Consider the following 25,631-nt stretch of genomic DNA (forward strand, 5'->3'; position numbering starts at 1 on the left):
AAACGCCGGGATGCCCGCGCCTGCAAGTCATCGGTCACTTGGTAGCAGTGCCATCCGGCACAAACACATAACCCACACCCCACACCGTCTGGATGTACCGCGGCTTGGCCGGGTCCGGCTCGATCATCCGGCGCAGGCGGGAGATCTGCACGTCGATGGAGCGCTCCAGGGCGTCCCATTCACGGCCACGGGCCAGGTTCATCAGCTTGTCGCGGGTCAGCGGCTGGCGAGCGTTCATCACCAATGCCTTGAGCACGGCGAACTCGCCAGTGGTCAGCATGTGCACTTCTTCGCCACGCTTGAGCTCGCGTGTCGCCAGTGACAGCTCGTATTCACCAAAGGTGACGCTCTCGTCTTCGCTGCCTGGTGCGCCCGGTACCGGCGGTGCCTGGCGACGCAGTACGGCTTTGACCCGGGCCATCAACTCGTCAGGGTTGAACGGCTTGGCCAGGTAGTCATCAGCGCCCAGTTCCAGGCCCTTGATGCGGCTCAGCTCATCGCCCTTGGCGGTCAGCATGATGATGGGGATCTGGTTGTTCGCACCGCGCAAGCGTTTGCAGGCGGTAAGGCCGTCTTCGCCGGGGCAACATCAGGTCGAGTACGACCAGGTTGAACACTTCACGCCCCAACAGGCGGTCCATCTGCTCGGTGTTCGGCACCGCGCGGGCACGGTAGCCCTTGGAGTTGAAAAAACGTTCCAGCAGGCTGCTCAGCCCCGGATCGTCGTCAACGATGAGAATTTTTTCGCCTTCAGCAGTTTGTGCAGTGCTGCTCATTAGATGCTCCTCTTATCTCGGCGCGCATTATGGCGTAGCTGCCGTTATACGCACCGTGTGCATTGTTAGCAGATTTTTCCTCCACCGCCAGCGAACCCGCGTCCTACAACCTCCGGCGCAGTCCCCCCCAAGGGCAGAACGCTGGTTATAATGCGGCGCCTTCATGCAGGGCACTGTCAGACTTTACTGTTTGCAGCCTCAGCCGTTTTTTCAGCGCGGGGCAGCAATTTCCCGATTTCGAAGGTCAATAGGCAGCCTTTTGACCCAGGCAGCGGCGCCGCTGGCGCCGCTCAACCAGCCTCGCAACGCCTTGTTTTCCGGGCCTGCGAGCTGCTTTCAAGCATTTCAGGTGGTTTTATGGACAGCATCAACAGCCGCATTGCCGAGGAACTCGGTGTACGCCCACAACAGGTCGAAGCGGCCGTCGCGCTACTGGATGAAGGCTCCACGGTGCCTTTCATCGCCCGTTACCGTAAAGAAGTGACCGGCAGCCTCGACGACACCCAACTGCGTCACCTGGAAGAGCGCCTGCGCTACCTGCGAGAACTCGACGAACGGCGCATCAGCATCCTCGCCAGCATTGAGGAACAGGGCAAGTTGACCCCGCAGCTGGAACGCGACATCAAGCTCGCCGACACCAAGACCCGCCTCGAAGACCTTTACCTGCCGTACAAACAGAAGCGCCGCACCAAGGGCCAGATCGCCCTGGAAGCCGGTTTGGGCGAGTTGGCCGACGGCCTGTTCAACGACCCGTCGCTGACCCCGGAAACCGAAGCCGCACGCTTTATCGATGCCGAAAAAGGCGTCGCCGACGTCAAGGCCGCCCTTGAAGGTGCCAAGTACATCCTCATGGAGCGTTTCGCCGAAAACGCCGGCCTGCTGGAAAAACTGCGCACCTACCTCAAGCAGGAAGCCATTCTCAGCGCTCGCGTTATCGCCGGCAAAGAGGAAGAAGGCGCCAAATTCCGCGATTATTTCGAACACGACGAACCGCTCAAGAGCATGCCGTCGCACCGCGCACTCGCCATTTTCCGGGGTCGCAACGAAGGCATTCTCAGCTCCGCGCTCAAAGTCGGCGACGAGCTGCCGGGCACCATGCACCCGTGTGAAGGCATGATCGGTCAACAATTCGGCATCCAGAACCAGAACCGTCCTGCGGACAAGTGGCTCGGTGAAGTCGTGCGCTGGACCTGGAAGGTCAAGCTCTACACGCACCTGGAAACCGACCTGCTCGGCGAGCTGCGCGATGGCGCTGAAACCGAGGCGATCAACGTGTTCGCCCACAACCTGCACGACCTGCTGCTGGCCGCACCGGCTGGCCCGCGTGCCACCTTGGGCCTCGACCCAGGCTTGCGTACCGGCTGCAAGGTTGCGGTGGTCGACTCCACCGGCAAGCTGCTGGACCACGCCACCGTGTACCCGCACGTGCCGCACAACAAGTGGGACCAGACCCTCGCCATCCTGGCCGCGCTGTGCGCCAAGCACGCCGTGGACCTGATCGCCATCGGCAACGGCACCGCCAGCCGTGAAACCGACAAACTGGCCGCCGAACTGATCAAAAAATACCCCGCCATGAAGATGACCAAGGTCATGGTGTCCGAGGCCGGCGCTTCGGTGTACTCCGCGTCGGAACTGGCTTCCAAGGAATTCCCGGACCTCGACGTGTCGATCCGTGGTGCCGTCTCCATTGCTCGCCGCCTGCAAGACCCGCTGGCAGAGCTGGTGAAAATCGACCCTAAATCCATCGGTGTCGGCCAGTACCAGCACGACGTGTCGCAGCTGAAACTGGCGCGCGGCCTGGATGCGGTAGTGGAAGACTGCGTGAACAAGGTGGGCGTGGATGTAAACACCGCCTCGGTCGCGCTGCTGGCGCGTATCTCCGGCCTGAACACCACCCTGGCGCAGAACATCGTCACCCATCGCGACGAAAACGGCGCGTTCAAAACCCGCGCCGCGCTGAAGAAAGTCGCACGCCTGGGCGAAAAAACTTTTGAACAGGCCGCCGGTTTCCTGCGCGTCATGAACGGCGATAACCCGCTGGATTCGTCTGCGGTGCACCCGGAAGCCTACCCGCTGGTACAGCGCATTGCCGCCGAGACCGACCGTGATATCCGTTCGCTGATCGGTGACGCCGCGTTCCTCAAGCGCCTGGACCCGAAAAAGTACACCGACGAAACCTTCGGCGTGCCGACCATCACCGACATCCTGCAAGAGCTGGAAAAACCTGGCCGCGACCCGCGTCCCGAGTTCAAGACTGCCGAGTTCCAGGACGGCGTTGAAGACCTCAAGGACCTGCAGCCGGGCATGATCCTCGAAGGCGTGGTCACCAACGTGACCAACTTCGGCGCCTTTGTGGATATCGGCGTGCATCAGGACGGTTTGGTGCACATCTCTGCGCTTTCGGAGAAGTTCATCAAGGACCCGCGCGAAGCGGTCAAAGCCGGTGACGTGGTCAAGGTCAAGGTCATGGAAGTCGATATCCCGCGTAAACGCGTGGGCCTGTCGATGCGCATGAGCGACACCCCCGGCGAGAAAATCGACGGCGCCCGTGGTGCCCGCCCAGGCTCGGCACCGCGCCAGTCCCAGGGCAATGCGCCGCGTAAAGAGCCGACCGCGACGGCCGCGCCGAGCAACAACGCCATGGCGTCGTTGTTCGCCAACGCCAAACAGTTGAAGAAACGCTGATGGAAATCCCGGCCGGTTTGACCCAGAGCGCGTTCAGCGAGCTGATCGGCTGTCGCCTGCAACGCCTGGACGAGGGCGTTGCCGAGGTGGCCCTGACCCTGGAGCCGCAACTGCGCAACCGCGCAGGCAAGCTCCATGGCGGGGCGATTTTCAGCCTGGTCGACATCACCATGGGGCTGGCCTGTTCCAGCGCCCATGGCTTTGACCAGCAGAGCGCGACCATCGAGTGCAAGATCAACTATATCCGCGCCGTCGAAGACGGTGATGTGCTGTGCACCAGCCGGGTGATTCACGCCGGCAGACGCACATTGGTGGTGGAAGCCGATGTGTATCAAGGCGAAAGACTTGTCGCAAAAGCACAAGGCACCTTCGCTGTCCTCTAGCTCCCCGCCCTCGATTTGAGTTAATTTCGGCGCTGCGACAACAGCGTCGGAATTTTCTTGCTGCGCTATAGCCCAATTCATGGAGTGAAGTAGGCTTTTTCAATGTGAGCCAAATCGACTCTAAACCAGGCGATAACGCCAGTTTCAACTTCACCCTTGTAGACCGTCCTGCCCACCCCCATATTGGGGCGACTGACGCGTGAAGGAATCCAACTTGAGCGAACTTCTCAACCGCCGCCTGGCCCTGCTCGGCAAGCGCGAACACCTCTCCCTGCTAGAGCAATGCTTGCACGGCATCGAGCGTGAATGCCTACGCGTCACCGGTGAGGGTCGCCTGGCACAAACGCCGCACCCCGAAGCCCTGGGCGCCGCGTTGACCAACGAATTGATCACCACCGACTACTCGGAATCGCTGCTGGAGTTCATCACTCCCGCCCTGCCCAACCCGGCCGATACCCTGAGCAGCCTGGACAAGATCCACCGGTTTGCCTACAGCAAGCTCGGCAACGAGTACCTGTGGAGCCCTTCGATGCCGTGCCCGTTGCCGGCCGAGGAAGATATTCCGATTGCCTACTACGGCACCTCCAATATCGGCCAGCTCAAGTACGTTTACCGCAAAGGCCTGGCCCTGCGTTACGGCAAGACCATGCAATGCATCGCCGGCATCCACTACAACTTTTCCTTGCCGGAAGAGCTTTGGCCGCTGCTCAAGGAGGCCGAAGGCTTCGTCGGCACCGACCGCGACTATCAGTCCACGGCCTACATCGCGCTGATCCGTAACTTCCGCCGCTACAGCTGGCTGCTGATGTACCTGTTCGGTGCCTCACCGGCGCTGGACGCGGGCTTTCTGCGCGGTCGTTCGCACCAGTTGGAAGTATTGGACGCCGACACGCTGTACCTGCCGTACGCCACCAGCCTGCGCATGAGCGACCTGGGTTACCAGAGCAACGCCCAAGCCGGCCTGACGCCGTGCTACAACGATTTGAACAGCTACACCGACAGCCTGCGTGAAGCGGTGGCAACGCCCTACGCACCTTACGTCGAAGTCGGCACCCATAAGGATGGTGAGTGGGTGCAGCTCAACACCAACATCCTGCAGATCGAAAACGAGTACTACTCCAACATCCGCCCCAAGCGCGTGACCTATACCGGCGAACGGCCGATCCAGGCGCTGATGGCCCGTGGCATCCAGTACATCGAAGTGCGCTGCCTGGACATCAACCCGTTCCTGCCGATGGGCATCGACCTGCCGGAATCACGCTTCCTCGATGCGTTCCTGCTGTACTGCGCGTTGAACGACAGCCCGCTGTTCGCCAACAACGAGTGCGGCAATGCCACCTCCAACTTCCTCAGTGTGGTCAAGGAGGGCCGTCGCCCAGGCCTGCAATTGCAGCGTGACGGCCAGGCGGTGGACATGAAGGAGTGGGCCACCGAGCTGCTGGAGAAGATCGCCCCGCTGGCGGCCTTGCTGGACGAGAGCCATGGCATCACCGAGCACAGCCAGGCGCTGGACGCTCAATTGGCGAAGGTCAGGGACTCGTCCCTGACGCCGTCGGCCCAAGTGCTGGCAGCGATGGCCGAACGCAAAGAGAGTTTTGCGCAGTTCTCCCTGCACCAGAGCGAGGTGCACGCCGCGCACTTCCGTCAGGAGCCTTTACCGGCCGAGGAGCAGGCACGCTTTGAAGAGCTGGCGCGTAAGTCGCTGGCTCAACAGGTGGAGCTGGAGCAAAACGAAGTGGGCGACTTTGACGTGTTTGTCGGCTCGTACCAGGCAAGCATTCTGGCGATCAGTAACTAAAGGCATCACGCCGTCTCCTGTGGTACCTGGTTTGTGTGGGAGCTGGCTTGCCTGCGATGCAAACACCTCGGTGTATCAGTGATACCCAGATGATGCTATCGCAGGCAAGCCAGCTCCCACATTTGCCATCATTGGGTTGAAGATTGCGCTCACTCTTCTACTCATAAGCTAATTCGAAAATGTTATTTATTTTCGAGTTCTTAGATCATTTAGTCTCCTCACACGCCGACCTTCGGCCGCCTGATTGAGGAGCTTCCCCTTGAAACTGCTTACCCCATTGCGCCTCTTGGCCGCATTGTCCCTGGCAGGTGCCAGCCTGTTTGCCCAGGCGGCAGATGTGACCATCGCTTACCAGACCACCGTAGACCCGGCGAAAGTCGCCCAGGCCGACGGCGCGTATGAAAAAGCTACCAACGCCAAGATCGACTGGCGCAAATTCGACAATGGCGCCGACATCATTGCCGCCATCGCTTCCGGCGACGTACAGATCGGCTACCTCGGTTCCAGCCCACTGACCGCTGCGGTGACACGCAAAGTGCCGGTGGAAACCTTTCTGGTCGCCACCCAGATCGGCGGCGCCGAAGCGCTGGTAGCGCGCAATGGTTCGGGGATCAACAGCCCACAGGACCTGATCGGCAAAAAGATTGCCGTGCCCTTCGTTTCCACCGGCCACTACAGCCTGTTGGCCGCGCTGAAGCACTGGAACATCGACCCGTCCAAAGTGACCATTCTCAACCTCGCACCGCCGGCAATCATCGCGGCGTGGAAGCGCGGCGATATCGACGCGACTTACGTGTGGGACCCGGCCCTGGGCGTCGCCAAGGAAAACGGCAAAGTGCTGATCACCTCCGGCGAACTGGCCAAGTTCGGCGCGCCCACCTTCGATGCCTGGATCGTGCGCAAAGACTTCGCCGAAAAACACCCGGAAATCGTCACGGCCTTCGCCAAAGTCACCCTGGACGCCTACGCCGCCTATCGCAAAGACCCACAAGCCTGGCTGGCCGACAAAGGCAACGTCGACAAGCTGGTGAAGCTCTCCGGCGCCAAGGCCAGTGACATCCCACTGCTGCTGCAAGGCAACGTCTACCCACTGGCAGCTGATCAAGTGACCCTGCTGGGTGCACCGACTACCAAGGCTGTGACCGACACCGCCGTGTTCCTCAAGGAACAAGGCAAAGTCGACGCCGTGCTGCCGGACTACGCCCCTTACGTCAGCGCCAAGTTCATCACTAACTGATTCAAGGAGTTCCTCGCGATGGCCTTGCTACAACTGGAGCGCATCAGCGCACAGTACCCAGGCGCCACAGAACCGGTACTGTCCGATATTTCACTCGACCTTGGGCCTCAGCAATTGCTGGTGGCCCTCGGCCCGTCCGGCAGTGGCAAGACTTCGCTGTTGAACCTGATTGCCGGTTTCGTCGAACCCTCTGCCGGGCGTATCACCCTCGATGGCGTGCCGGTCAAAGGTCCGAGCGCCGAACGCGGCGTGGTGTTCCAGGACGATGCCCTGCTGCCCTGGCAGGACGTGCTGGCCAACGTCGGCTTCGGCCTGGAGCTGGCCGGTGTGCCCAAGGCGCAACGTGAAGTGCGCGCCCGGGAAATGCTCGCACTGGTCGACCTCGCCGGTTTCGACAGCCGCCGAGTCTGGCAACTCTCCGGCGGCCAGAAACAGCGTGTGGGCCTGGCTCGCGCACTGGCGGCTGACCCTCGCGTATTGCTGATGGACGAGCCTTTCGGCGCCCTAGATGCCTTCACCCGCGAACAGATGCAGGAATTGCTCCTGCAAGTCTGGCGGCGCACGGCCAAGCCGGTGTTCCTGATTACCCATGACATTGAAGAGGCGGTATTTCTCGCCACCGATCTGATCCTGTTGGCGCCCAACCCAGGCCAGATCGTCGAGCGCCTGCACCTGGACTTCGGTCAACGCTACGCCGCCGGTGAATCGGCGCGGGCGATCAAGTCCGACCCGCGCTTTATCGAAACCCGTGAACACGTGCTGGGCAAAGTGTTCTCGCAACGGCAGGTGTCCGCATGAGCAGCTACGAACTTCCCGCCACGGGCGCCAAGCCAGTAACGCACAAGGGCATTCCGATACGTCGTAGCCTGAGCACGCGCTGGATCAGCGTACTCACCCTGATTGCCTTGCTGGCGCTCTGGTGGGCGGTCACCGCCACTGGCGTGATCGAACCTTTGTTCCTGCCGCCACCATCCGCCGTGCTGCAAAAAGGCTGGCTGCTGGCGACCACCGGCTATATGGATTCCACCTTGTGGCAGCACCTGGGCGCGAGCCTCACGCGCATCGGCCTGGGCCTGGGCTTTGCGGTGCTGACCGCGGTGCCGGTGGGGATTGCCATCGGTTCCAACCGCATTGCCCGTGGCATCCTCGACCCGCTGATCGAATTCTACCGGCCGATTCCGCCCCTGGCTTACCTGCCGCTGATCGTGATCTGGTGCGGCATCGGTGAGCTGTCCAAGGTGTTGCTGATTTACCTGGCGATCTTTGCGCCTATCGCCATCGCCACCGCGACCGGCGTGCGCACGGTCGACCCGGCCAAGCTGCGTGCCGCGCAGTCGTTGGGCGCCACCCGCGCCCAGTTGATTCGCCATGTGATCCTGCCGAGCGCCCTGCCCGACATCCTTACCGGCGTGCGCATCGGCTTGGGAGTGGGTTGGTCGACCCTGGTTGCCGCCGAACTGATCGCCGCCACCAGCGGCTTGGGCTTTATGGTGCAGTCGGCGGCGCAGTTCCTGGTCACCGACGTGGTAGTGCTGGGGATTCTAGTGATCGCCCTGATTGCCTTCGCCATGGAAATGGGCCTGCGTGCCCTGCAGCGCAAATTAGTGCCTTGGCATGGCCAGGCACACTGAGTGAGAACCGCATGAGCAGCCTGACCGTTACGCCAATAAGCACCGCCCTGGGCGCCCTGATCAGTGGCGTCGATATCACCCAACCGTTGAGCCTCCAGGAACGTGACGCCATTGAGCAGGCGCTGCTCAGCCACTCGGTGCTGTTCTTTCGTGGCCAAGCCGTCACCCCGCAGCAACAGGCGCGGTTTGCGGCAAATTTTGGCGACCTGCACATTCACCCGATCTACCCCAACGTGCCGGAGCAGCCCGAAGTGCTGATCCTCGACACCGCCGTGACCGACGTACGCGACAACGCCGTATGGCACACCGACGTGACCTTCCTGCCCACCCCGGCGCTCGGTGCGGTGCTCAGCGCCAAGCTGCTGCCGGCCTTTGGTGGCGACACGCTGTGGGCCAGTGGCATCGCTGCATATGAAGCCTTGTCGGAGCCGCTCAAACGCCTGCTCGATGGCCTCACGGCGACGCACGATTTCACCAAATCCTTCCCGCTGGAGCGCTTTGGCAACACCGCCGAAGACCTGGCACGCTGGGAAGAAACCCGCAAGAAGAATCCACCGCTGTCACACCCGGTGGTGCGCACGCATCCGGTAAGCGGGCGAAAGTCGCTGTTTGTCAGTGACGGGTTCACCACCAAGATCAACGAGCTGGAGCCGGCGGAAAGCGAGGCCATACTGAAGCTGCTGTTTGCCCACGCAACGCGGCCGGAATTCACCATTCGCTGGCGCTGGCAGGAGAACGACGTGGCATTCTGGGACAACCGCGTGACCCAGCACTACGCCGTGGATGACTACCGCCCACAGCGGCGCGTGATGCATCGCGCCACGATCCTGGGCGACGTCCCGTTCTAAGCCAGGCACAGCCTCTGCATCAATGAAGATCAAAATGTGGGAGCTGGCTTGCCTGCGATAGCGGTGTACCAGCCCATACATTCATCGACTGACACACCGCCTTCGCGGGCAAGCCCGGCTCCCACATTGACCGAGTACTGCCGAGTGAATTTGCCACACTGAAGAGCAAAATGTGGGAGCTGGCTTGCCTGCGATAGCGGTGTACCAGCCCATACATTCATCGACTGAAACACCGCCTTCGCGGGCAAGCCCGGCTCCCACATTGACCGAGTACTGCCGAGTGAATTTGCCACACTGAAGAGCAAAATGTGGGAGCTGGCTTGCCTGCGATAGCGGCGTACCAGCCCATACATTCATCGACTGACACACCGCCTTCGCGAGCAAGCCCGGCTCCCACATTGACCGAGTACTGCCGAGTGAATTTGCCACACTGAAGAGCAAATGTGGGAGCTGGCTTGCCTGCGATAGCGGTGTACCAGCCCATACATTCATCGACTGACACACCGCCTTCGCGAGCAAGCTCGGCTCCCACATTGACCGAGTACTGCCGAGTGAATTTGCCACACTGAAGATCAAAATGTGGGAGCTGGCTTGCCTGCGATAGCGGTGTACCAGCCCATACATTCATCGACTGACACACCGCCTTCGCGGGCAAGCCCGGCTCCCACATTGACCGAGTGCTGCCGAGTGAATTTGCCACACTGAAGATCAAATGTGGGAGCTGGCTTGCCTGCGATAGCGGTGTACCAGCCCATACATTCATCGACTGAAACACCGCCTTCGCGAGCAAGCCCGGCTCCCACATTGACCGAGTACTGCCGAGTGAATTTGCCACACTGAAGATCAAAATGTGGGAGCTGGCTTGCCTGCGATAGCGGTGTACCAGCCCATACATTCATCGACTGACACACCGCCTTCGCGAGCAAGCCCGGCTCCCACATTGACCGAGTACTGCCGAGTGAATTTGCCACACTGAAGATCAAAATGTGGGAGCTGGCTTGCCTGCGATAGCGGTGTACCAGCCCATACATTCATCGACTGAAACACCGCCTTCGCGAGCAAGCCCGGCTCCCACATTGACCGAGTACTGCCGAATGAATTTGCCACACTGAAGATCAAATGTGGGAGCTGGCTTGCCTGCGAAAGCGGCGTATCAGCCCATACATTCATCGACTGACACACCGCCTTCGCGAGCAAGCCCGGCTCCCACATTGACCGAGTACTGCCGAATGAATTTGCCACATTGAAGATCAAATGTGGGAGCGGGCTTGCTCGCGAATACAGAGTATCAGCCAACAGATTCATCGACTGATTCACCGCCTTCGCGGGCAAGCCCGGCTCCCACATTTTTAACCGGGTTGTGCCAGCTTATTCAGCAGTGGACGGTTTTTCCCACAGGTTAATCCCGCCTTCCTGCGCAAACCGGTCGATCTCCGCCAGTTCTTCCGCGTTGAAGTTCAGGTTCTTCAACGCTCCGACGTTTTCAATGATCTGCTCCGCCCGGCTCGCACCAATCAAGGCACTGGTCACCCGTGGGTCACGCAGGGTCCAGGCCAGGGCCAGTTGCGCCAGGCTCTGGCCGCGGCGCTTGGCGATTTCATTCAACCCACGCACATGGGCAATGTTGGCTTCGGACAAGTGCTTGGCCTGCAGCGAACCACCACCCGGGCGGTTGACGCGCGCATCGGCCGGCACGCCGTTGAGGTACTTGTCAGTGAGCAAACCCTGGGCCAGCGGCGTGAAGGCAATCACACCGGCACCCAGCTCATCGGTGGTGTCCAACAGGTCTTTTTCGATCCAGCGGTTGAGCAGGTTGTAGGCCGGCTGGTGAATCAACAGCGGCACTTTCCACTCTTGCAGCAGAGCCGCCATTTCGCGAGTTTTTACCCCGGAATAAGACGAGATCCCAATGTACAACGCCTTGCCCTGTTGCACGGCAGTGGCGAGTGCGCTGGCGGTTTCTTCCAGCGGGGTATCGGCGTCAAAACGGTGGGAGTAGAAAATATCCACGTAGTCAACGCCCAAGCGTTGCAGGCTCTGGTCCAGGCTCGCCAGAACGTATTTGCGCGAACCGCCACCCTGGCCGTAAGGGCCGGGCCACATGTCCCAGCCGGCTTTGCTGGAGATGATCAGTTCGTCGCGGTAGTGCTTGAAGTCTTCACGCAGCAAACGGCCGAAGTTGATCTCGGCGCTGCCATACGGTGGGCCGTAGTTGTTGGCCAGGTCGAAGTGGTTGATCCCCAGGTCGAATGCGGTGCGCAGCAAGGCGCGCTGGGTGTCGATCGGGGTGCTGTCGCCAAAGTTGTGCCACAGCCCCAGGGACAGTGCCGGCAGCACCAACCCACTGCGGCCTACGCGGCGGTACGGGATAGATTCATAGCGGTTTTCGGCAGCAATGTAAGTCATCGAATCCTCTCTTGGACGTAGGCAAATAAGGCCTGGGAATAAGGTTATTCCCAGGCCTTTTAACCAGCTGAATCGCTTGAGCCTGCCCTTCCGTTCTACAGCAATTTCCTACCAGAGTGGAACGACATAGCTGACATAAAAGCGATTTTCATCTTGGACGGTGGCACCGGCAATGTCCGGGCTGGCGTGGGCATTTTTCCAGGTCACGCCCAGGCCCTTGAGGGTGCCGGTCGGTACTTGGTAAGCCACGGCAATGTTGCGCTCCCACTCGCTGGTGGTGCCTTGCACAGTGCGGATGTCATCACCGTGGGCGTAAGCAGCAGAGAACGTCAGGCCGGTGAGGCCCAGCTTACCGAAGTCGTACTTGTACTGCGCAAGCCAAGTGCGCTCACCGGCGTGTTGAAATTTATTCAACTGCATGTTGGTGAGCGCCGGGGTGTCGGCGCCAGAGCCAGGGCCTTGGCGGTTGTCGCCGCTGTTGAGGCCGGAATCGAGGTACGGGAAGTCGCTGTCGCCGCTGTTTTTCTGAATGCCCAGGCCAACGGTGTGGCCGTCCAGGCTGTAGCTCTCAAGCAGGCTGGCGGTGGTCTGGTTGATACGGCCTTTGCTGGTGCCGTCGCCATACAGACCGGCGCCGGTAAAGTCTTTATCGCCGTCGGCGTTGGCGCCTACACCAAGGCTGCGGAACACGCGCACGTCGGTGTCGATGGCGCCCACGCTCAACGCGTCATGGCGCTTGGCGCCGAGGAAGAACTGCTGGTAGTAGTCCTCAAGGTTGGAATACCACAGGCTCACGGTGGTGTTCTGAATGCCGGTGTAATCCGCCCCGCCGAACAGGAAGCGATCACTTTCTCGGGTGCCACCAGCGGTAATCATGCCTTGGTCGCCGGTTTCGTTGCGGATCTTGGTCTTGAAGATATCGCCACCGGTGAAGGTGAAGTCGCTGAGGTCTTTGGAGACCAGTTGCACGCCGGTGTTGGTCTGCTGGTACAGGCGGCCGTCAGTGTTGGCCAGCACCGGGTTGTTGCCGAACAAGGTGCCGACGCGCAGCTCATCCTTGGCGAAGCGCATTTTGAACGTTGGGCTGAGCACGCCGAACTGGTCGGCGGACTTGCCGTTATCCAGCGGGAACATGCTGCCGGGGTAGCGGCCCTGGTGGTCTTTGTCGTTAAGATCGCCGCCGGAATCGAGTTTCAGACCGTAAAACGCCTGCAGATCCAGACCAAAACCCACGGGGCCTTCGGTGTAGCCGGACTTGAAGTTGAACTCGAACCCTTGGCCCCAATCCCGCACGCTGTGGGCCTTGGCGTTGCTGCCCACCACGTCACGACCTTGCTGGTTGAGATAGCGGTTGAGCAGGGTCACGTCGGCGTGGCTGTCGTCGATAAAATCGGCATGGGCGGACAGCATAAAGCTCGCCATGGCGGCACCCACCATGGGGCTTATTAACGTCTTCATTGTTACCGGTCTCCGTCACTGTTCTGAAATGAAAGCGTCAAACGCTTCACACAATTACGCAGTGGCCAGATGACAGTTCGGAGTCAAAACACTGGGTTCACGAATGAAATTAAGTTTAAGAAAGCCCCGTAGAACGGGGCTTTGCGCAGGTTCAGGGTCAGCGCACCAGGTGCAGGAACTGCAGGTGGCGCTCGTACTGGTCGAGGATGTCGTTGATGATCTGCTCCTTGGTGTAGCCGACCAGATCGTAGTCCTGGCTGCCCTCACTCAAGTGCACTTCCGCGCGGTAATAACGGCGGTTGTTGATCTCTTTGGAGCCCATGCCACCGCGGGCAAACGACGGCGTGAAGTAGCCGCGCATCTGCACCTGGTAAACGAATGGATGCTCCTCGCCATGCCCGATTTCGAGGCTGACGCTGTCGTTGGACGGGTCCGGCTGAGTCACCACATTCAGGCCTTTCTCGACAAACACCGCCGTCACTTCTTCAATCGCCGGGCGCACCGTCGACTCGAGGAAACGGTACACCTCATCGCGTGACGGGAAGTGCACAGCCTGGCTCAAGCGCTGACGCCAACCGCCTCGGCCTTTGCGCGCCGCCGACACCGGTGCCAGCGAATGCAGCTGGGCAATCTGTTTCTGCGATTCGAGGTAGAAGGCCTTGTGCAGCCCCCACATCATCAGCAGCAAAATCAGCGAGAACGGCAACGAAGTCAGCACCACCGCCGACTTGAGCGAGTCGATACTGCCGGCAAACAGCAACGCACTGGTGACCAGCGCCGTCATCGCGCCCCAGAACACCCGCAGCCATTTCGGCCCGTCTTCATCGGCGTTGCCACCTTTGGATGACAAGGTCGACAGCACTACGGTGCCGGAATCCGCCGAGGTGACGAAGAACACGAAGCTGATAAACACCGTGACGGCGATCACCGTCTTGCTCCACGGGTAGGTTTCCAGCAACAGGTAGAGGCTCATCGACGGGTCATCGATAGCCGACTGGCCCAGCGCGGTCATGCCGTGGTTGAGCACCTGGTCGATGGCGCTGTTGCCGAAAATCGACATCCACGCCAGGGTGAAACCCAGCGGAATCAGCAGCACACCGAACACGAACTCGCGGATGGTACGGCCACGGGAAATACGCGCGATAAACAGGCCCACAAACGGCGACCATGCTATCCACCAGGCCCAGTAGAACACCGTCCAACCGCCCAGCCAGTCGCTGGGTTTGTCGTAGGCGTACACATCGAAGCTCTTGGTCGGCAAGGCGCCGAGGTAGTCACCGATGTTCTGGATCAAGGTGTTGAGCAAGTGCTGGGTGGGGCCTGCGAACAACACGAACAGCAGCAGCGCACAGGCCAGCAGCATGTTGATGTCGGACATCACTCGCACGCCCTTGTCGACACCGGCCACGGCCACGAGGATCGCGGCGCCCATCATCAGGGTGATCAGGCCGACCTGGATCCACTGCGTGTGCGCGATGCCAAACAGGTAGTCGAGACCGGAGTTGAGGTGCAACACACCAAACCCCATGTCGGCGCCCAGGCCGAACACCGTGGCAATGATGCCGAAGCCGTCCACCGCATAGCCGATGGGGCCGTTGATGCGTTTGCCGATCAGCGGGTACAGCGCCGAGCGCAGCGCCAGCGGCAGGTTATGCCGGTAGGCGAAGTACGCCAGGGCCATGCCCACAAAGGCAAACACGCCCCAGCCATGCAGACCCCAGTGCAGAAACAGGATCTGCATGGCCTGGCGTGCCGCGTCGGCATTCATTGGCGCGCCCTGAGGCGGCTGCACCAAGTGCGTCAGCGGCTCGGAGACGCAGAAGAAAAACAGCGTGATGCTGATCCCGGCGGCGAACAGCATGCCGGCCCAGGACAGGTAGCTGAATTCGGGCTCGTCGTGGTCGGCACCGAGTTTTATCTTGCCGTAGCCCGATAACGCGGTGACCACCACGAAGACCAGATACAGCGTCATCGCGAGCATGTAGTACCAGCCGACCGTGTTGGCCGCCCAGTTTTGCGCCGCCAGCAGCCAGGCACCGGCCTGTTGCGGGATAGCGATGACAGTGATGCCAAACAGCAGAATGAAGGTTGCGGCAAAGTAGAAAACCGGCGCATTCATGCGCACCAGGCCGCTGGATGGGGTGGACGATGCACTCATGAACGATGCACCCCGAAGGTGTGTGATGTGGCTGTAAATAACGGACTCAGCAAAGGTAAGCCTCCTGTTGTGAGCGGGCAGCGAACCACCGGGTTTAACTTGAACGAGCATTCAAGTTAAACATAGGTAGGCGGTTTGGGACTAATCGCAGGGCTGAGTGGTAGACAATTCCTACACTAGCTCAAGGATTGGTATGACGGGCGGGGATGGCAAATCGTTCAGCGGTGGCTGAGGGAAAATCGGTTCGAATCTGGAATACATTCAAAATGTGGGAGCGGGCTTGCTCGCGAATGCGGAGTATCAGTCAGCAGATTCGTCGGCTGACCCACCGCTTTCGCGAGCAAGCCCGCTCCCACAGGGGATTTGTACTGATTCTCTATTTCTGCGCACCGTCGTCGTGCTGCAAATTCGCCTGCGTAATGTTCGCCTCCGCCGGCACGCTGCGGGTCAGCCACACATTGCCGCCGATGGTCGAGCCCTTGCCGATGGTGATGCGCCCCAGGATCGTCGCTCCGGCGTAAATCACCACATCGTCCTCAACAATCGGGTGGCGCGGATGGCCTTTCTGCAACTGCCCGTCCTCATCCGCCGGGAAGCGCTTGGCGCCCAACGTCACGGCCTGGTAGATGCGCACGCGCTCGCCGATGATCGCGGTTTCGCCGATCACCACCCCGGTCCCGTGGTCGATGAAGAAACTCGGGCCGATCTGCGCGCCGGGGTGGATGTCGATGCCGGTGGCCGAGTGGGCAATCTCCGCGCTGATCCGCGCCAGCAGCGGCAGCCCGGCGCGGTACAGATGGTGGGCCAGGCGGTGGTGAATCACCGCCAGAATCCCCGGATAGCACAGCAGCACTTCATCCACACTGCGCGCGGCCGGGTCGCCGTGGTAGGCGGCGAGCACGTCGGTGTCCAACAGGCTGCGCAGTGAGGGCAAGGCCAGGGCGAAGTCCTGGATCAGGCGGATGGCCAGCGCATCGACCTCGCTGTCATCCTTGGCGCCCTGGCGCGCGGCGTAGCGCAGCTCCAGGCGAGCCTGGGCAAGCAAGGCATTCAGGGCGACGTCGAGGGTATGCCCGACGTAAAAATCTTCACTTTCTTCACGCAGGTCCACCGGCCCCAGGCGCATCGGGAACAGCGCGCCGCACAAAGATTCAAGAATCTGCGCCACCGCCTCGCGGGACGGCAACTCACGGCCACCGTGTTCGCCACTCAGGCGACCATTGCGCGTGCGCCACTGGTCCCGGGCGCTGCGCAGCTGGCTGACGATGGTCTGTAATTGCCAATGACTGGAACGCTCACTCACGGTATTCACTCCTGACGATATGGCCATCACTTTACGGTATGCACCCTGGCCGCCCTTAAGAACCAATGGTGTGATGCTAAGAACTTTCCGGCATAAGCGATTGGCGGTTGCCCGATGAAAAGTGCCTGCCTATAGTCGCCCCATCACTTAGCCACTGTACGTCGCCATGATCAAACAACCGCTCGACCGTTTTAACCGCCTGGAACTGCTGGGCGGCGCCACCGCCCTGGAAAAACTCGAGCGGCTGTCGGCCTGGCTGGGCAGGGACATTTACGTCAAGCGCGATGACACCACGCCGCTGGCCATGGGCGGCAACAAACTGCGCAAACTTGAATTCCTGGCCGCCGATGCCCTTGCGCAAGGTGCCGACACCCTGGTGACCGCCGGCGCCATCCAGTCCAACCACGTGCGCCAGACCGCCGCGCTGGCCGCCAAGCTCGGCCTGGGCTGCGTGGCGCTGCTGGAAAACCCCACCGGCACCGAAGACCCCAACTACCTGGGCAATGGCAACCGCTTGCTGCTGGAGTTGTTCGACGCCAAAGTCGAATTGGTCGAGAACCTCGATAACGTCGACGACCAACTCAACGCCCTCGCCGACCGCCTGCGCAGTAACGGCAAGAAGCCCTACCTCGTCCCTATCGGCGGCTCCAATGCCTTGGGCGCCCTGGGCTACGTGCGCGCCGGGCTGGAGCTGGCCGGGCAGATCGAAGACAGCGGCATTGAGTTCGCCGCCGTGGTGCTGGCCTCGGGCAGTGCCGGCACCCATAGCGGCCTCGCGCTGGCGTTGAGTGAAGTGCTGCCGAATCTGCCGGTGGTGGGCATTACCGTGTCGCGCACCGAAGAAGCTCAGTTCCCGAAGGTGCAAGGCTTGGCCGAACGCACCGCCGAGTTGCTGGGCGTGGGCCTTCCCGAAGCCTTCAAAGTGATCCTGTGGGACGAATATTTCGGCCCGCGCTACGGCGAACCGAACGCCGGCACCCTGGCAGCGGTCAAGCTATTAGCCAGCCAGGAAGGTTTGCTGCTGGACCCGGTCTACACCGGCAAGGCCATGGCCGGTTTGCTCGATGGCATCGGGCGTCAGCGGTTTGAGGACGGCCCGATCATTTTCCTGCACACCGGCGGAGCGCCGGCGTTGTTTGCGTATGACGCTATTCTAACGGACTGAACACGGACCCACTGTGGGAGCGGGCTTGCTCGCGAAAGCGGTGTGTCAGCCAATACAGATGTGACTGATACACCGCTTTCGCGAGCAAGCCCGCTCCCACATTGGTTCGTGATCATATTCAAAAATAGAATATCAAATCGAATTTATATTATTTTCAAGTCTTAAAAACTGGCTTTATAGTCGCGCCGCAGGCGAAGACGCGCACCGCGCTTTAAGGCAGGATACGACTACTGCGTCACCTGCTTCGCTCAACATAAAAACACAGGGGCTCTTCATGACTATTTCTGTATTGCGTCGCACGTTGCTGGTTGGCACTTTGGGGTTGGCACTCGGGGCTGGTCTGATGGGCCAAGCCATCGCGGGCGAGCAGCTGGACAACATCAAGAAAGCCGGCGAAATCAAGATCGGCCTGGAAGGCACCTATCCGCCGTTCAGCTTTGTCGATGAAAGCGGCAAGCTCAGCGGCTTTGAAGTCGAGCTGTCCGAAGCGCTGGCCAAAGAGCTGGGCGTCAAGGTCAAGCTGCAGGCCACGCCGTGGGACGGCATCCTCGCCGCCCTGGAATCCAAGCGCCTGGACGCGGTGGTCAACCAGGTGACCATCTCCGAGGAGCGCAAGAAGAAGTATGACTTCTCCAAGCCTTACACCGTCTCCGGTATCCAGGCGCTGGTGCTGAAGAAAAACGTCGACAGCATCAAGACCGCCAACGACCTGGCCGGCAAGAAAGTCGGTGTGGGCCTGGGCACCAACTACGAACAATGGCTCAAGGACAACCAACCCAAAGCCATCATCAAGACCTATAACGATGACCCGACCAAGTTCCAGGACCTGCGCATCGGCCGTATCGACGCCATCCTGATCGACCGCTTGGCCGCTCTGGAATACGCCAAGAAAGCGCCGGACACCGCCGCTGCCGGTGATGCCTTCTCCCGTCAGGAAGCCGGTATTGCCCTGCGCAAAGGCGAGCCAGAACTGCTCGACGCGGTGAACAAGGCTCTCGACAAGCTGCGCGCCGATGGCACCTTGAAAAAGCTGTCCGAGAAGTACTTCAACGCTGACGTCACTGAATAATGGAAGCAGGTTTCCAACTCGCGCTGGACTCCGCGCCCTTTCTGCTCAAGGGCGCGTACTACACGGTGATTCTTAGCCTCGGCGGGATGTTTTTTGGCTTGCTGCTGGGCTTCGGCCTGGCCTTGATGCGCTTGTCGCGCTTCAAGCTCCTGAGCTGGACCGCCCGGGTCTACGTGTCGTTCTTTCGCGGCACGCCCTTGCTGGTACAGCTGTTTTTGATCTACTACGGCTTGCCGCAAGTGGGCATCGAGCTGGATCCGATCCCGGCGGCCATGATCGGCTTTTCGCTGAACATGGCCGCTTACGCCTGTGAAATCCTGCGCGCCGCGATCAGCTCCATCGAGCGCGGCCAATGGGAAGCTGCCGCCAGCATCGGCATGACACGCGCGCAGACCCTGCGCCGGGCCATCCTGCCGCAGGCCATGCGCACGGCCTTGCCGCCGCTGGGCAACAGCTTTATTTCGCTGGTCAAGGACACGGCGCTGGCCGCCACCATTCAGGTGCCGGAGTTGTTCCGGCAGGCACAGCTGGTGTCGGCGCGCACCTTCGAAATCTTCACCATGTACCTGTCCGCCGCCCTGATCTACTGGATCCTGGCAAGCATCCTGGCGCATTTTCAAAATCGCCTGGAAGACCGGGTCAACCGGCATGACCTGGAGTCCTGAGCATGATCGTGGTTGAAAAACTGACCAAACAATTCAAAGGTCAGGTGGTACTCAACGGCATCGACCTGGAGGTCAAGGAAGGCGAAGTGGTCGCCATCATTGGCCCCAGCGGCTCCGGCAAGACCACCTTGCTGCGCTGCCTGAACTTCCTCGAAGAGCCCACCAGTGGCCGCATCAAGGTCGGTGATATCGAGATCGACAGCAGCAAACCGCTCAACCAGCAACAAGGCCTGGTGCGACGCTTGCGCCAGCACGTGGGTTTTGTGTTCCAGAACTTCAACCTGTTCCCGCACCGCACCGCGCTGGAAAACGTCATTGAAGGCCCGATCGTGGTCAAGAAGATGCCGCGCGAGGCGGCGACCGCGCTGGGTCGCAAGCTCTTGGCCAGGGTCGGCCTGGCAGGCAAGGAAGACGCGTACCCACGGCGTTTGTCCGGCGGCCAGCAACAGCGCGTGGCGATTGCGCGTGCCCTGGCCATGGAGCCGGAGGTGATTCTGTTTGACGAACCCACCTCGGCGCTCGACCCGGAGCTGGTCGGCGAAGTGCTGGCGACCATCCGCAGCCTGGCCGAAGAAAACCGCACCATGGTGATCGTCACCCACGAAATGAGCTTTGCCCGCGATGTTGCCAACCGGGTGATCTTCTTCGACAAAGGCGTGATCGTCGAGCAAGGCGAAGCCAAGGCGCTGTTTGCCAACCCCAAGGAAGAGCGGACCAAGCAGTTTTTGAGTAAGTTTTTAGCCCACTGACTGGCTTGCAGTGTGGCGAGGGAGCTTGCTCCCGCCGGGCTGCGCAGCGGCCCCAAAATCCTGGGAGCGCTTCGCACTCCAGCGGGAGCAAGCTCCCTCGCCACAGTCCTACGCAAAACCGTCGCAACCAGGGGTAAAACGCCCCTCCAACCGCGCCTTAAAATCCCCTCCCGCGTCAGCCTTTTCTGAATCTGTTCCAACTCGCCGTTTAGCCTTTTGCCGCCATTGACGCCCGCTGGCCAACCCTCTTATCTAGCGCACAGAGGATTGGATCCTATCCCGGCTACTCACTGAATCGTTCCTTTCGGCACCTTACGCGCAAACGCGCCACGGGCGCCGGAACGATTGCTGCTGGCTGCATCAAGGAGATTACTTATGACGCGCACCGCACCCCAGGCCACGTTCACCGCCCCAACCCTGCCCCAGGCGAATCGACACGGCATCAACGCCCTCGCCGCGACCCAATTGCAGGTGGATATCGCGCCTTACCCTGGCATGGACGAGGGCGACCTGATCGAACTGTTCTGGAACAACTGCTTTGCCGACTCGCGTCGGATTACCGCGTGCAAGGTCGGCACGCTGACCCGCCTGCGTGTACCCGAAAGTTTTATTCAGGATGGCACCGCACGGGTTCACTACCAGGTCATGCAAGTCGGCCACGGCCCGGCACGTTCAGACCTCACTCAGGTGCCCGTGAAGACCTGCTATCCGGGTGGCCACCCCTGCGCACTGCTGGACGATGAAAACCAGAACCTCGCCCCCGTGGGTCTGCCCGAGACCATCCGCCGCTACGGTGTCAACGGCAGCCAGGTACGGCGCGGTATCCCGCTGACCATCCAGCCCTACCTGAACATGGCCACAGGCGATGCCATCACCCTGCGCTGGGGCGACGTGCGCCTGGACCTGCCGAGAATCCAGGCCAAAGGCGTCGGCCTGCCGGTGCAGGTGTGGGTGCCTTCCACAGTGATTATCGAAGCGGGCGACGACAGCCGCCTCGACGTGACGTACTGCATTCTTGATCGGGTCGGCAATAATTCGCGCTGGGCACCGGTACGCACCTTGAACATCGCCACCTGCGCGCCACAGCCGCCAGCCCGCCCCGTCAGGGCCGCGACGACCTATCAGCCGCGCCAGCCCGGCTCGCCCTGCGAGCCTGGGTGACAGCCCTTCTATGCATATTCCAATAAGTTAGTTTATTTAAAAATTTAACACGCTTAGGGTATATGCACCGGACCACCGGACATCTCTGATTTTTCTGTTTTTATTTCATTGAATGCGAGGTCGGTATGGTCAGGATTACCCCGGTGCATAACGCCAGGGCATTACGTGCAGCCAAGGAGCGGCGCTGATGTCTAACTTGGCTCTAACACCCCCCCAGAGTGATCTGGACGTAGCCCCACTGCTGTTGCCGGCCACGGTGCTGCGCAACGACGCCCAGGCGTTGAGCGCGGCCCATGAGCTGGCTCAGGCCGCGCGCCTGCAAGCGGCCCAACGCGACCAGCAGCGCAAGCTGCCCTGGGCGCAGCTTGAACAGTTCACCCGCAGCGGGCTGGGCAGTATTTCCATTCCCCGTGAATACGGCGGCCCCCAGGTGTCATTCGTGACCCTGGCCGAAGTGTTCGCGATCATCAGCGCTGCGGACCCGGCCCTCGGGCAAATCCCGCAGAACCATTTCGGCATTCTGCACCTGCTGCAAAGCACCGCCACCGAGCGCCAGAAAAAGCAGCTGTTCCAAAGCGTGCTCGACGGTTGGCGCATCGGCAATGGCGGCCCCGAACGCGGCACCAAAAACACCCTGGAACTCAAGGCGCGCCTCACGGCCAAGGATGACGGCTATGTGATCAGCGGCCAGAAGTTCTACTCCACCGGCGCCTTGTTCGCCCATTGGGTCGCGGTAAAAGCACTCAACGATGACGGCAAGCAAGTCATGGCGTTTGTGCGCCGTGGCACGCCAGGGCTGCGCATCGTTGACGATTGGTCGGGCTTTGGCCAACGCACCACCGCCAGCGGCACGGTATTGCTCGATCAGGTGCCGGTGGACGCAGAGTTGGTCGTCGACAACTGGCGCCTCGGCGAAAGCCCGAATATCCAGGGCGCCGTCTCGCAATTGATCCAGGCCGCCATCGATGCCGGCATCGCCCGTGGGGCGCTGGATGACACCATCGCCTTCGTGCGCGAACGTTCGCGCCCGTGGATCGACGCCAAGGTCGAACGCGCCAGCGATGACCTGTACGTGATCGCCGATATCGGCAAACTGAAAATCGAACTGCACGCCGCCGAAGCCCTGCTGCGCAAGGCCGGCAAGCTGCTGGACGAGGTCAGCGCCGCACCGATCACCGCGCAATCGGCCGCCCGCGCCTCGATCGCCGTGGCCGAGGCCAAGGTGCTGACCACCGAAGTGTCGTTGCTGGTCAGCGAAAAGCTCTTCGAACTGGCCGGCAGCCGCGCCACCCTCGCCGAATTCAACCTCGACCGCCACTGGCGCAACGCCCGCGTGCACACCCTGCACGACCCGGTGCGCTGGAAGTATCACGCCATCGGCGCGTATCGACTAAACGGCACTTTGCCTGCTCGACATTCCTGGATCTGACCGACCAGACATCTGGAGAAACCCATGACTTTTTCCCCTAACGTCGCGGTCATCACCAGCGACGAACAAGCCCTTATTGTCGCCAGCGACCTGGCCGAAGACTTTGCCCGCGACAGCGCCCAGCGTGACCGCGAACGCCGTCTGCCGCTGCCCGAACTGGACGTGTTTTCGCGCTCCGGCCTGTGGGGCATCAGCGTGCCCAAGGAGTATGGCGGCGCCGGTGTGTCCAACGTCACCCTGGCCAAGGTCATCGCCCTGATTGCCCAGGCCGATGCCTCGCTGGGCCAGATTCCGCAAAACCACTTTTATGCGTTGGAAGTGCTGCGCGTGAACGGCAGCCCTGCCCAGCAAAAACGCCTGTACGCCGAAGTACTCGCCGGGCAACGTTTCGGTAACGCCTTGGCGGAACTCGGCACCAAAACCGCCCATGACCGCGTCACCTCCATCACCCGCGACGGTGATGGTTTTCGCATCACCGGGCGCAAGTTTTACTCCACCGGCGCGATTTACGCCCAACGCATCCCCACTTCGGTGGTGGATGAACACGGCGTGCAGCAACTGGCATTTGTGCCGCGCGACAGCGAGGGCTTGAGCGTGATCGACGACTGGAGTGGTTTCGGCCAGCGCACCACTGGCAGCGGTTCGGTGGTGTTCGAAAACGTCTGGGTGGCCGCCCAGGACGTGATCCCGTTCCAGAGCGCCTTCGAGCGCCCGACCACCGTCGGCCCGCTGGCGCAGATCCTTCATGCCGCCATCGACACCGGCATCGCCCGCGCCGCCTTTGAAGATGCGCTGCACTTTGTGCGCACCAAGACTCGCCCATGGATCGACGCCGGCAACGACAAGGCCAGCGAAGACCCGCTGACGCTCAAGAGCTTCGGCCACTTGAGCATTCGCCTGCACGCCGCCGAGGCCTTGCTGGAGCGCTCGGGTGAATACCTCGACCGCGCCCAGGCCGACAGCAATGCCGAGACCGTCGCAGCAGCCTCCATCGCTGTCGCTGAAGTGCGCGCATTGAGCACTGAAATCTCCCTGGCCGCCGGCAGCACCTTGTTCGAGTTGGCCGGCAGCCAGGCCACTCTGGCCGAGCATGGCCTCGACCGTCACTGGCGCAACGCCCGGGTGCACACCCTGCACGACCCGGTGCGCTGGAAGTACCACGCGGTGGGCAATTACTACCTCAATGATGAAAACCCGCCACTGCGGGGGACCCTCTGAATGGCCAAGAAAAAAATCCTGCTCAATGCCTTCAACATGAACTGCATCGGGCATATCAACCACGGCCTGTGGACCCACCCACGGGACACCTCGACGCACTACAAGACCGTCGAATACTGGACCGACTTGGCGCAAACCCTGGAGCGCGGGCTGTTCGACGGTTTGTTCATCGCGGATATCGTCGGCGTGTACGACGTGTACCAGAACGCTATCGACGTGCCGCTCAAAGAGTCGATCCAACTGCCGGTCAATGACCCGTTGCTGCTGGTCTCGGCCATGGCCGCCGTGACCAAAAACCTCGGTTTCGGCCTCACCGCCAACCTCACCTACGAGCCGCCGTACCTGTTTGCCCGACGCATGTCCACGCTGGACCACCTGAGCCGTGGCCGGGTCGGCTGGAACATCGTCACCGGCTACCTCGACAGCGCGGCCAAGGCCATGGGCCTGACCGAGCAGGTCGAGCATGACCGGCGCTATGACCAGGCCGATGAGTACCTGCAGGTGCTGTACAAACTCTGGGAAGGCAGCTGGGAAGACGACGCGGTGCTCAACGACCCGAAACAACGGGTCTACGCGCAGCCGGGCAAGGTGCACAAGGTCGAGCATCACGGCGAGTTCTATCAGGTCGAAGGTTATCACCTGTGCGAACCCTCGCCACAGCGCACGCCAGTATTGTTCCAGGCCGGCAGTTCGGACCGTGGCCTGCTGTTTGCCGGGCGCCATGCCGAGTGCGTATTTATCAGCGGCCAGAACAAGGCCGCGACCAAAGCCCAGGTGGACAAGGTGCGCGCCAGTGCCGTCGAGGCCGGGCGCAATCCGGAAGACATCAAGGTGTTCATGGGGCTTAACGTGATCGTTGGCGCCACCGAAGAGCGGGCCTGGGCCAAGCACGCCGAGTACTTGAGCTACGCCAGCCCGGAGGCTGGCGTGGCGCATTTTTCGGCGTCCACGGCGATTGATTTCTCTCAATACGAGATCGACGAACCGATCCAGTACGTGAAGAGCAACGCGATTCAGTCGGCCACCAAGAACCTGCAGAACAACGACTGGACCCGGCGCAAGTTGCTCGAACAGCACGCCTTGGGTGGCCGCTATATCACCGTGGTCGGCTCGCCCGAGCAGGTGGCTGATGAGCTGGAATCCTGGATCAGCGAGACGGGCCTGGATGGCTTCAATTTGACGCGGATTGTGACGCCGGAAAGCTATGTCGACTTTATCGACCTGGTGGTGCCGGAGTTGCAGAAGCGTGGGTCGTACAAGACCGCTTATGAGGCCGGCACCTTGCGCGAAAAAGTCTTCCAGGGCACTGCCCGACTGCCCGAACAACACACCGGCTCCACCTACCGACACTGAACCAAAACTGTGGGAGCTGGCTTGTCGAACCGTCGCACCGCTGCGATAGCGGTCTGTCAGCCACATTTTTTTTGCTGACCCACCGCCATCGCAGGCAAGCCAGCTCCCACATTTAGAACCGCATTGTTCTTATCCATAC

General features: G+C 61.0%; 19 protein-coding genes and 2 pseudogenes. 15 read left to right on the forward strand and 6 right to left on the reverse strand.

Features of this window, described 5'->3' with window-relative positions; translation table 11 throughout:
• Positions 1-34: 34 nt before the first annotated feature.
• Positions 35-776 (reverse strand): annotated as a pseudogene (gene ompR, locus QF043_RS27400) (two-component system response regulator OmpR).
• Between the two features lie 357 nt (positions 777-1,133).
• On the opposite strand from ompR, the gene QF043_RS27405 reads away from it, so the two are divergent.
• From QF043_RS27405 to tauD, 7 genes are all read left to right on the forward strand, one after another.
• On the forward strand, positions 1,134-3,461 hold the full coding sequence (locus QF043_RS27405) for a Tex family protein (protein WP_305457042.1): 2,328 nt from the start codon (positions 1,134-1,136) through the stop codon (positions 3,459-3,461).
• The gene (locus tag QF043_RS27410) at positions 3,461-3,844 is read left to right on the forward strand and encodes a PaaI family thioesterase (RefSeq protein ID WP_017135364.1); all 384 of its coding nucleotides are present in this window, start codon (positions 3,461-3,463) and stop codon (positions 3,842-3,844) included. The genes QF043_RS27405 and QF043_RS27410 overlap by 1 nt, the downstream gene beginning before the upstream one ends.
• A gap of 214 nt (positions 3,845-4,058) precedes the next feature.
• Positions 4,059-5,642 (forward strand): glutamate--cysteine ligase, encoded by a 1,584-nt coding sequence (gene gshA / locus QF043_RS27415; RefSeq protein ID WP_307420884.1) that lies wholly within the window; start codon positions 4,059-4,061, stop codon positions 5,640-5,642.
• Between the two features lie 259 nt (positions 5,643-5,901).
• On the forward strand, positions 5,902-6,879 hold the full coding sequence (gene tauA, locus QF043_RS27420) for a taurine ABC transporter substrate-binding protein (RefSeq protein WP_307420886.1): 978 nt from the start codon (positions 5,902-5,904) through the stop codon (positions 6,877-6,879).
• 18 nt (positions 6,880-6,897) lie between these two features.
• Positions 6,898-7,677, forward strand: a complete 780-nt coding sequence (gene tauB, locus QF043_RS27425; RefSeq protein WP_056858185.1) for a taurine ABC transporter ATP-binding subunit — start codon at positions 6,898-6,900, stop codon at positions 7,675-7,677.
• Positions 7,674-8,510, forward strand: coding sequence for a taurine ABC transporter permease TauC (gene tauC / locus QF043_RS27430; RefSeq protein ID WP_307420887.1), 837 nt, complete (start codon positions 7,674-7,676; stop codon positions 8,508-8,510). The genes tauB and tauC overlap by 4 nt, the downstream gene beginning before the upstream one ends.
• 11 nt (positions 8,511-8,521) lie before the next feature.
• A complete protein-coding gene (gene tauD / locus QF043_RS27435; RefSeq protein ID WP_065930848.1) occupies positions 8,522-9,358 on the forward strand; it encodes a taurine dioxygenase in 837 nt (278 codons plus the stop codon).
• Between the two features lie 1,368 nt (positions 9,359-10,726).
• On the opposite strand, the gene mgrA is transcribed toward tauD, so the two are convergent.
• The 5 genes and pseudogenes from mgrA to epsC all read right to left on the reverse strand — a co-directional run bounded on the left by mgrA (position 10,727) and on the right by epsC (position 16,683).
• Positions 10,727-11,764 (reverse strand): L-glyceraldehyde 3-phosphate reductase, encoded by a 1,038-nt coding sequence (gene mgrA / locus QF043_RS27440; protein WP_307420888.1) that lies wholly within the window; start codon positions 11,762-11,764, stop codon positions 10,727-10,729.
• A gap of 108 nt (positions 11,765-11,872) precedes the next feature.
• Complete coding sequence (locus tag QF043_RS27445; RefSeq protein WP_307421531.1) at positions 11,873-13,201, reverse strand: OprD family outer membrane porin; 1,329 nt, start codon at positions 13,199-13,201, stop codon at positions 11,873-11,875.
• A gap of 178 nt (positions 13,202-13,379) precedes the next feature.
• Entirely contained in the window at positions 13,380-15,341 is a 1,962-nt protein-coding gene (betT, locus tag QF043_RS27450) for a choline transporter BetT (RefSeq protein WP_169986756.1), read from the reverse strand.
• 308 nt (positions 15,342-15,649) lie between these two features.
• Positions 15,650-15,760: pseudogene (locus tag QF043_RS27455) on the reverse strand (metal ABC transporter ATP-binding protein); the annotation flags it as partial.
• Positions 15,757-16,683, reverse strand: a complete 927-nt coding sequence (gene epsC / locus QF043_RS27460) for a serine O-acetyltransferase EpsC (protein ID WP_056858179.1) — start codon at positions 16,681-16,683, stop codon at positions 15,757-15,759. The pseudogene QF043_RS27455 and the gene epsC, both read right to left, overlap by 4 nt.
• 166 nt (positions 16,684-16,849) lie before the next feature.
• Between epsC and QF043_RS27465 the strand changes: the two genes are divergently transcribed.
• The 8 genes from QF043_RS27465 to QF043_RS27500 all read left to right on the forward strand — a co-directional run bounded on the left by QF043_RS27465 (position 16,850) and on the right by QF043_RS27500 (position 25,492).
• A complete protein-coding gene (locus QF043_RS27465) occupies positions 16,850-17,848 on the forward strand; it encodes a D-cysteine desulfhydrase (RefSeq protein ID WP_307420889.1) in 999 nt (332 codons plus the stop codon).
• Positions 17,849-18,122: 274 nt separating this feature from the next.
• Complete coding sequence (gene tcyJ / locus QF043_RS27470; protein WP_305457034.1) at positions 18,123-18,917, forward strand: cystine ABC transporter substrate-binding protein; 795 nt, start codon at positions 18,123-18,125, stop codon at positions 18,915-18,917.
• The gene (tcyL, locus tag QF043_RS27475; protein ID WP_017135731.1) at positions 18,917-19,582 is read left to right on the forward strand and encodes a cystine ABC transporter permease; all 666 of its coding nucleotides are present in this window, start codon (positions 18,917-18,919) and stop codon (positions 19,580-19,582) included. Before tcyJ ends, tcyL begins: the two co-directional genes overlap by 1 nt.
• A gap of 2 nt (positions 19,583-19,584) precedes the next feature.
• Positions 19,585-20,331 (forward strand): L-cystine ABC transporter ATP-binding protein TcyN, encoded by a 747-nt coding sequence (tcyN, locus tag QF043_RS27480; RefSeq protein ID WP_056858176.1) that lies wholly within the window; start codon positions 19,585-19,587, stop codon positions 20,329-20,331.
• A 375-nt stretch (positions 20,332-20,706) separates the two neighbouring features.
• Positions 20,707-21,492, forward strand: coding sequence for a hypothetical protein (locus QF043_RS27485; protein WP_065930856.1), 786 nt, complete (start codon positions 20,707-20,709; stop codon positions 21,490-21,492).
• A 187-nt stretch (positions 21,493-21,679) separates the two neighbouring features.
• Complete coding sequence (locus tag QF043_RS27490; protein ID WP_307420890.1) at positions 21,680-22,921, forward strand: SfnB family sulfur acquisition oxidoreductase; 1,242 nt, start codon at positions 21,680-21,682, stop codon at positions 22,919-22,921.
• Positions 22,922-22,945: 24 nt separating this feature from the next.
• Complete coding sequence (locus tag QF043_RS27495; protein WP_307420891.1) at positions 22,946-24,139, forward strand: SfnB family sulfur acquisition oxidoreductase; 1,194 nt, start codon at positions 22,946-22,948, stop codon at positions 24,137-24,139.
• Positions 24,140-25,492 (forward strand): LLM class flavin-dependent oxidoreductase, encoded by a 1,353-nt coding sequence (locus tag QF043_RS27500; RefSeq protein WP_307420893.1) that lies wholly within the window; start codon positions 24,140-24,142, stop codon positions 25,490-25,492. It abuts the gene before it with no gap.
• The last annotated feature ends 139 nt before the right edge of the window (positions 25,493-25,631 follow it).

Source organism: Pseudomonas sp. W3I7 (genome assembly GCF_030816095.1).
Classification (GTDB): Bacteria; Pseudomonadota; Gammaproteobacteria; order Pseudomonadales; family Pseudomonadaceae; genus Aquipseudomonas; species Aquipseudomonas salomonii.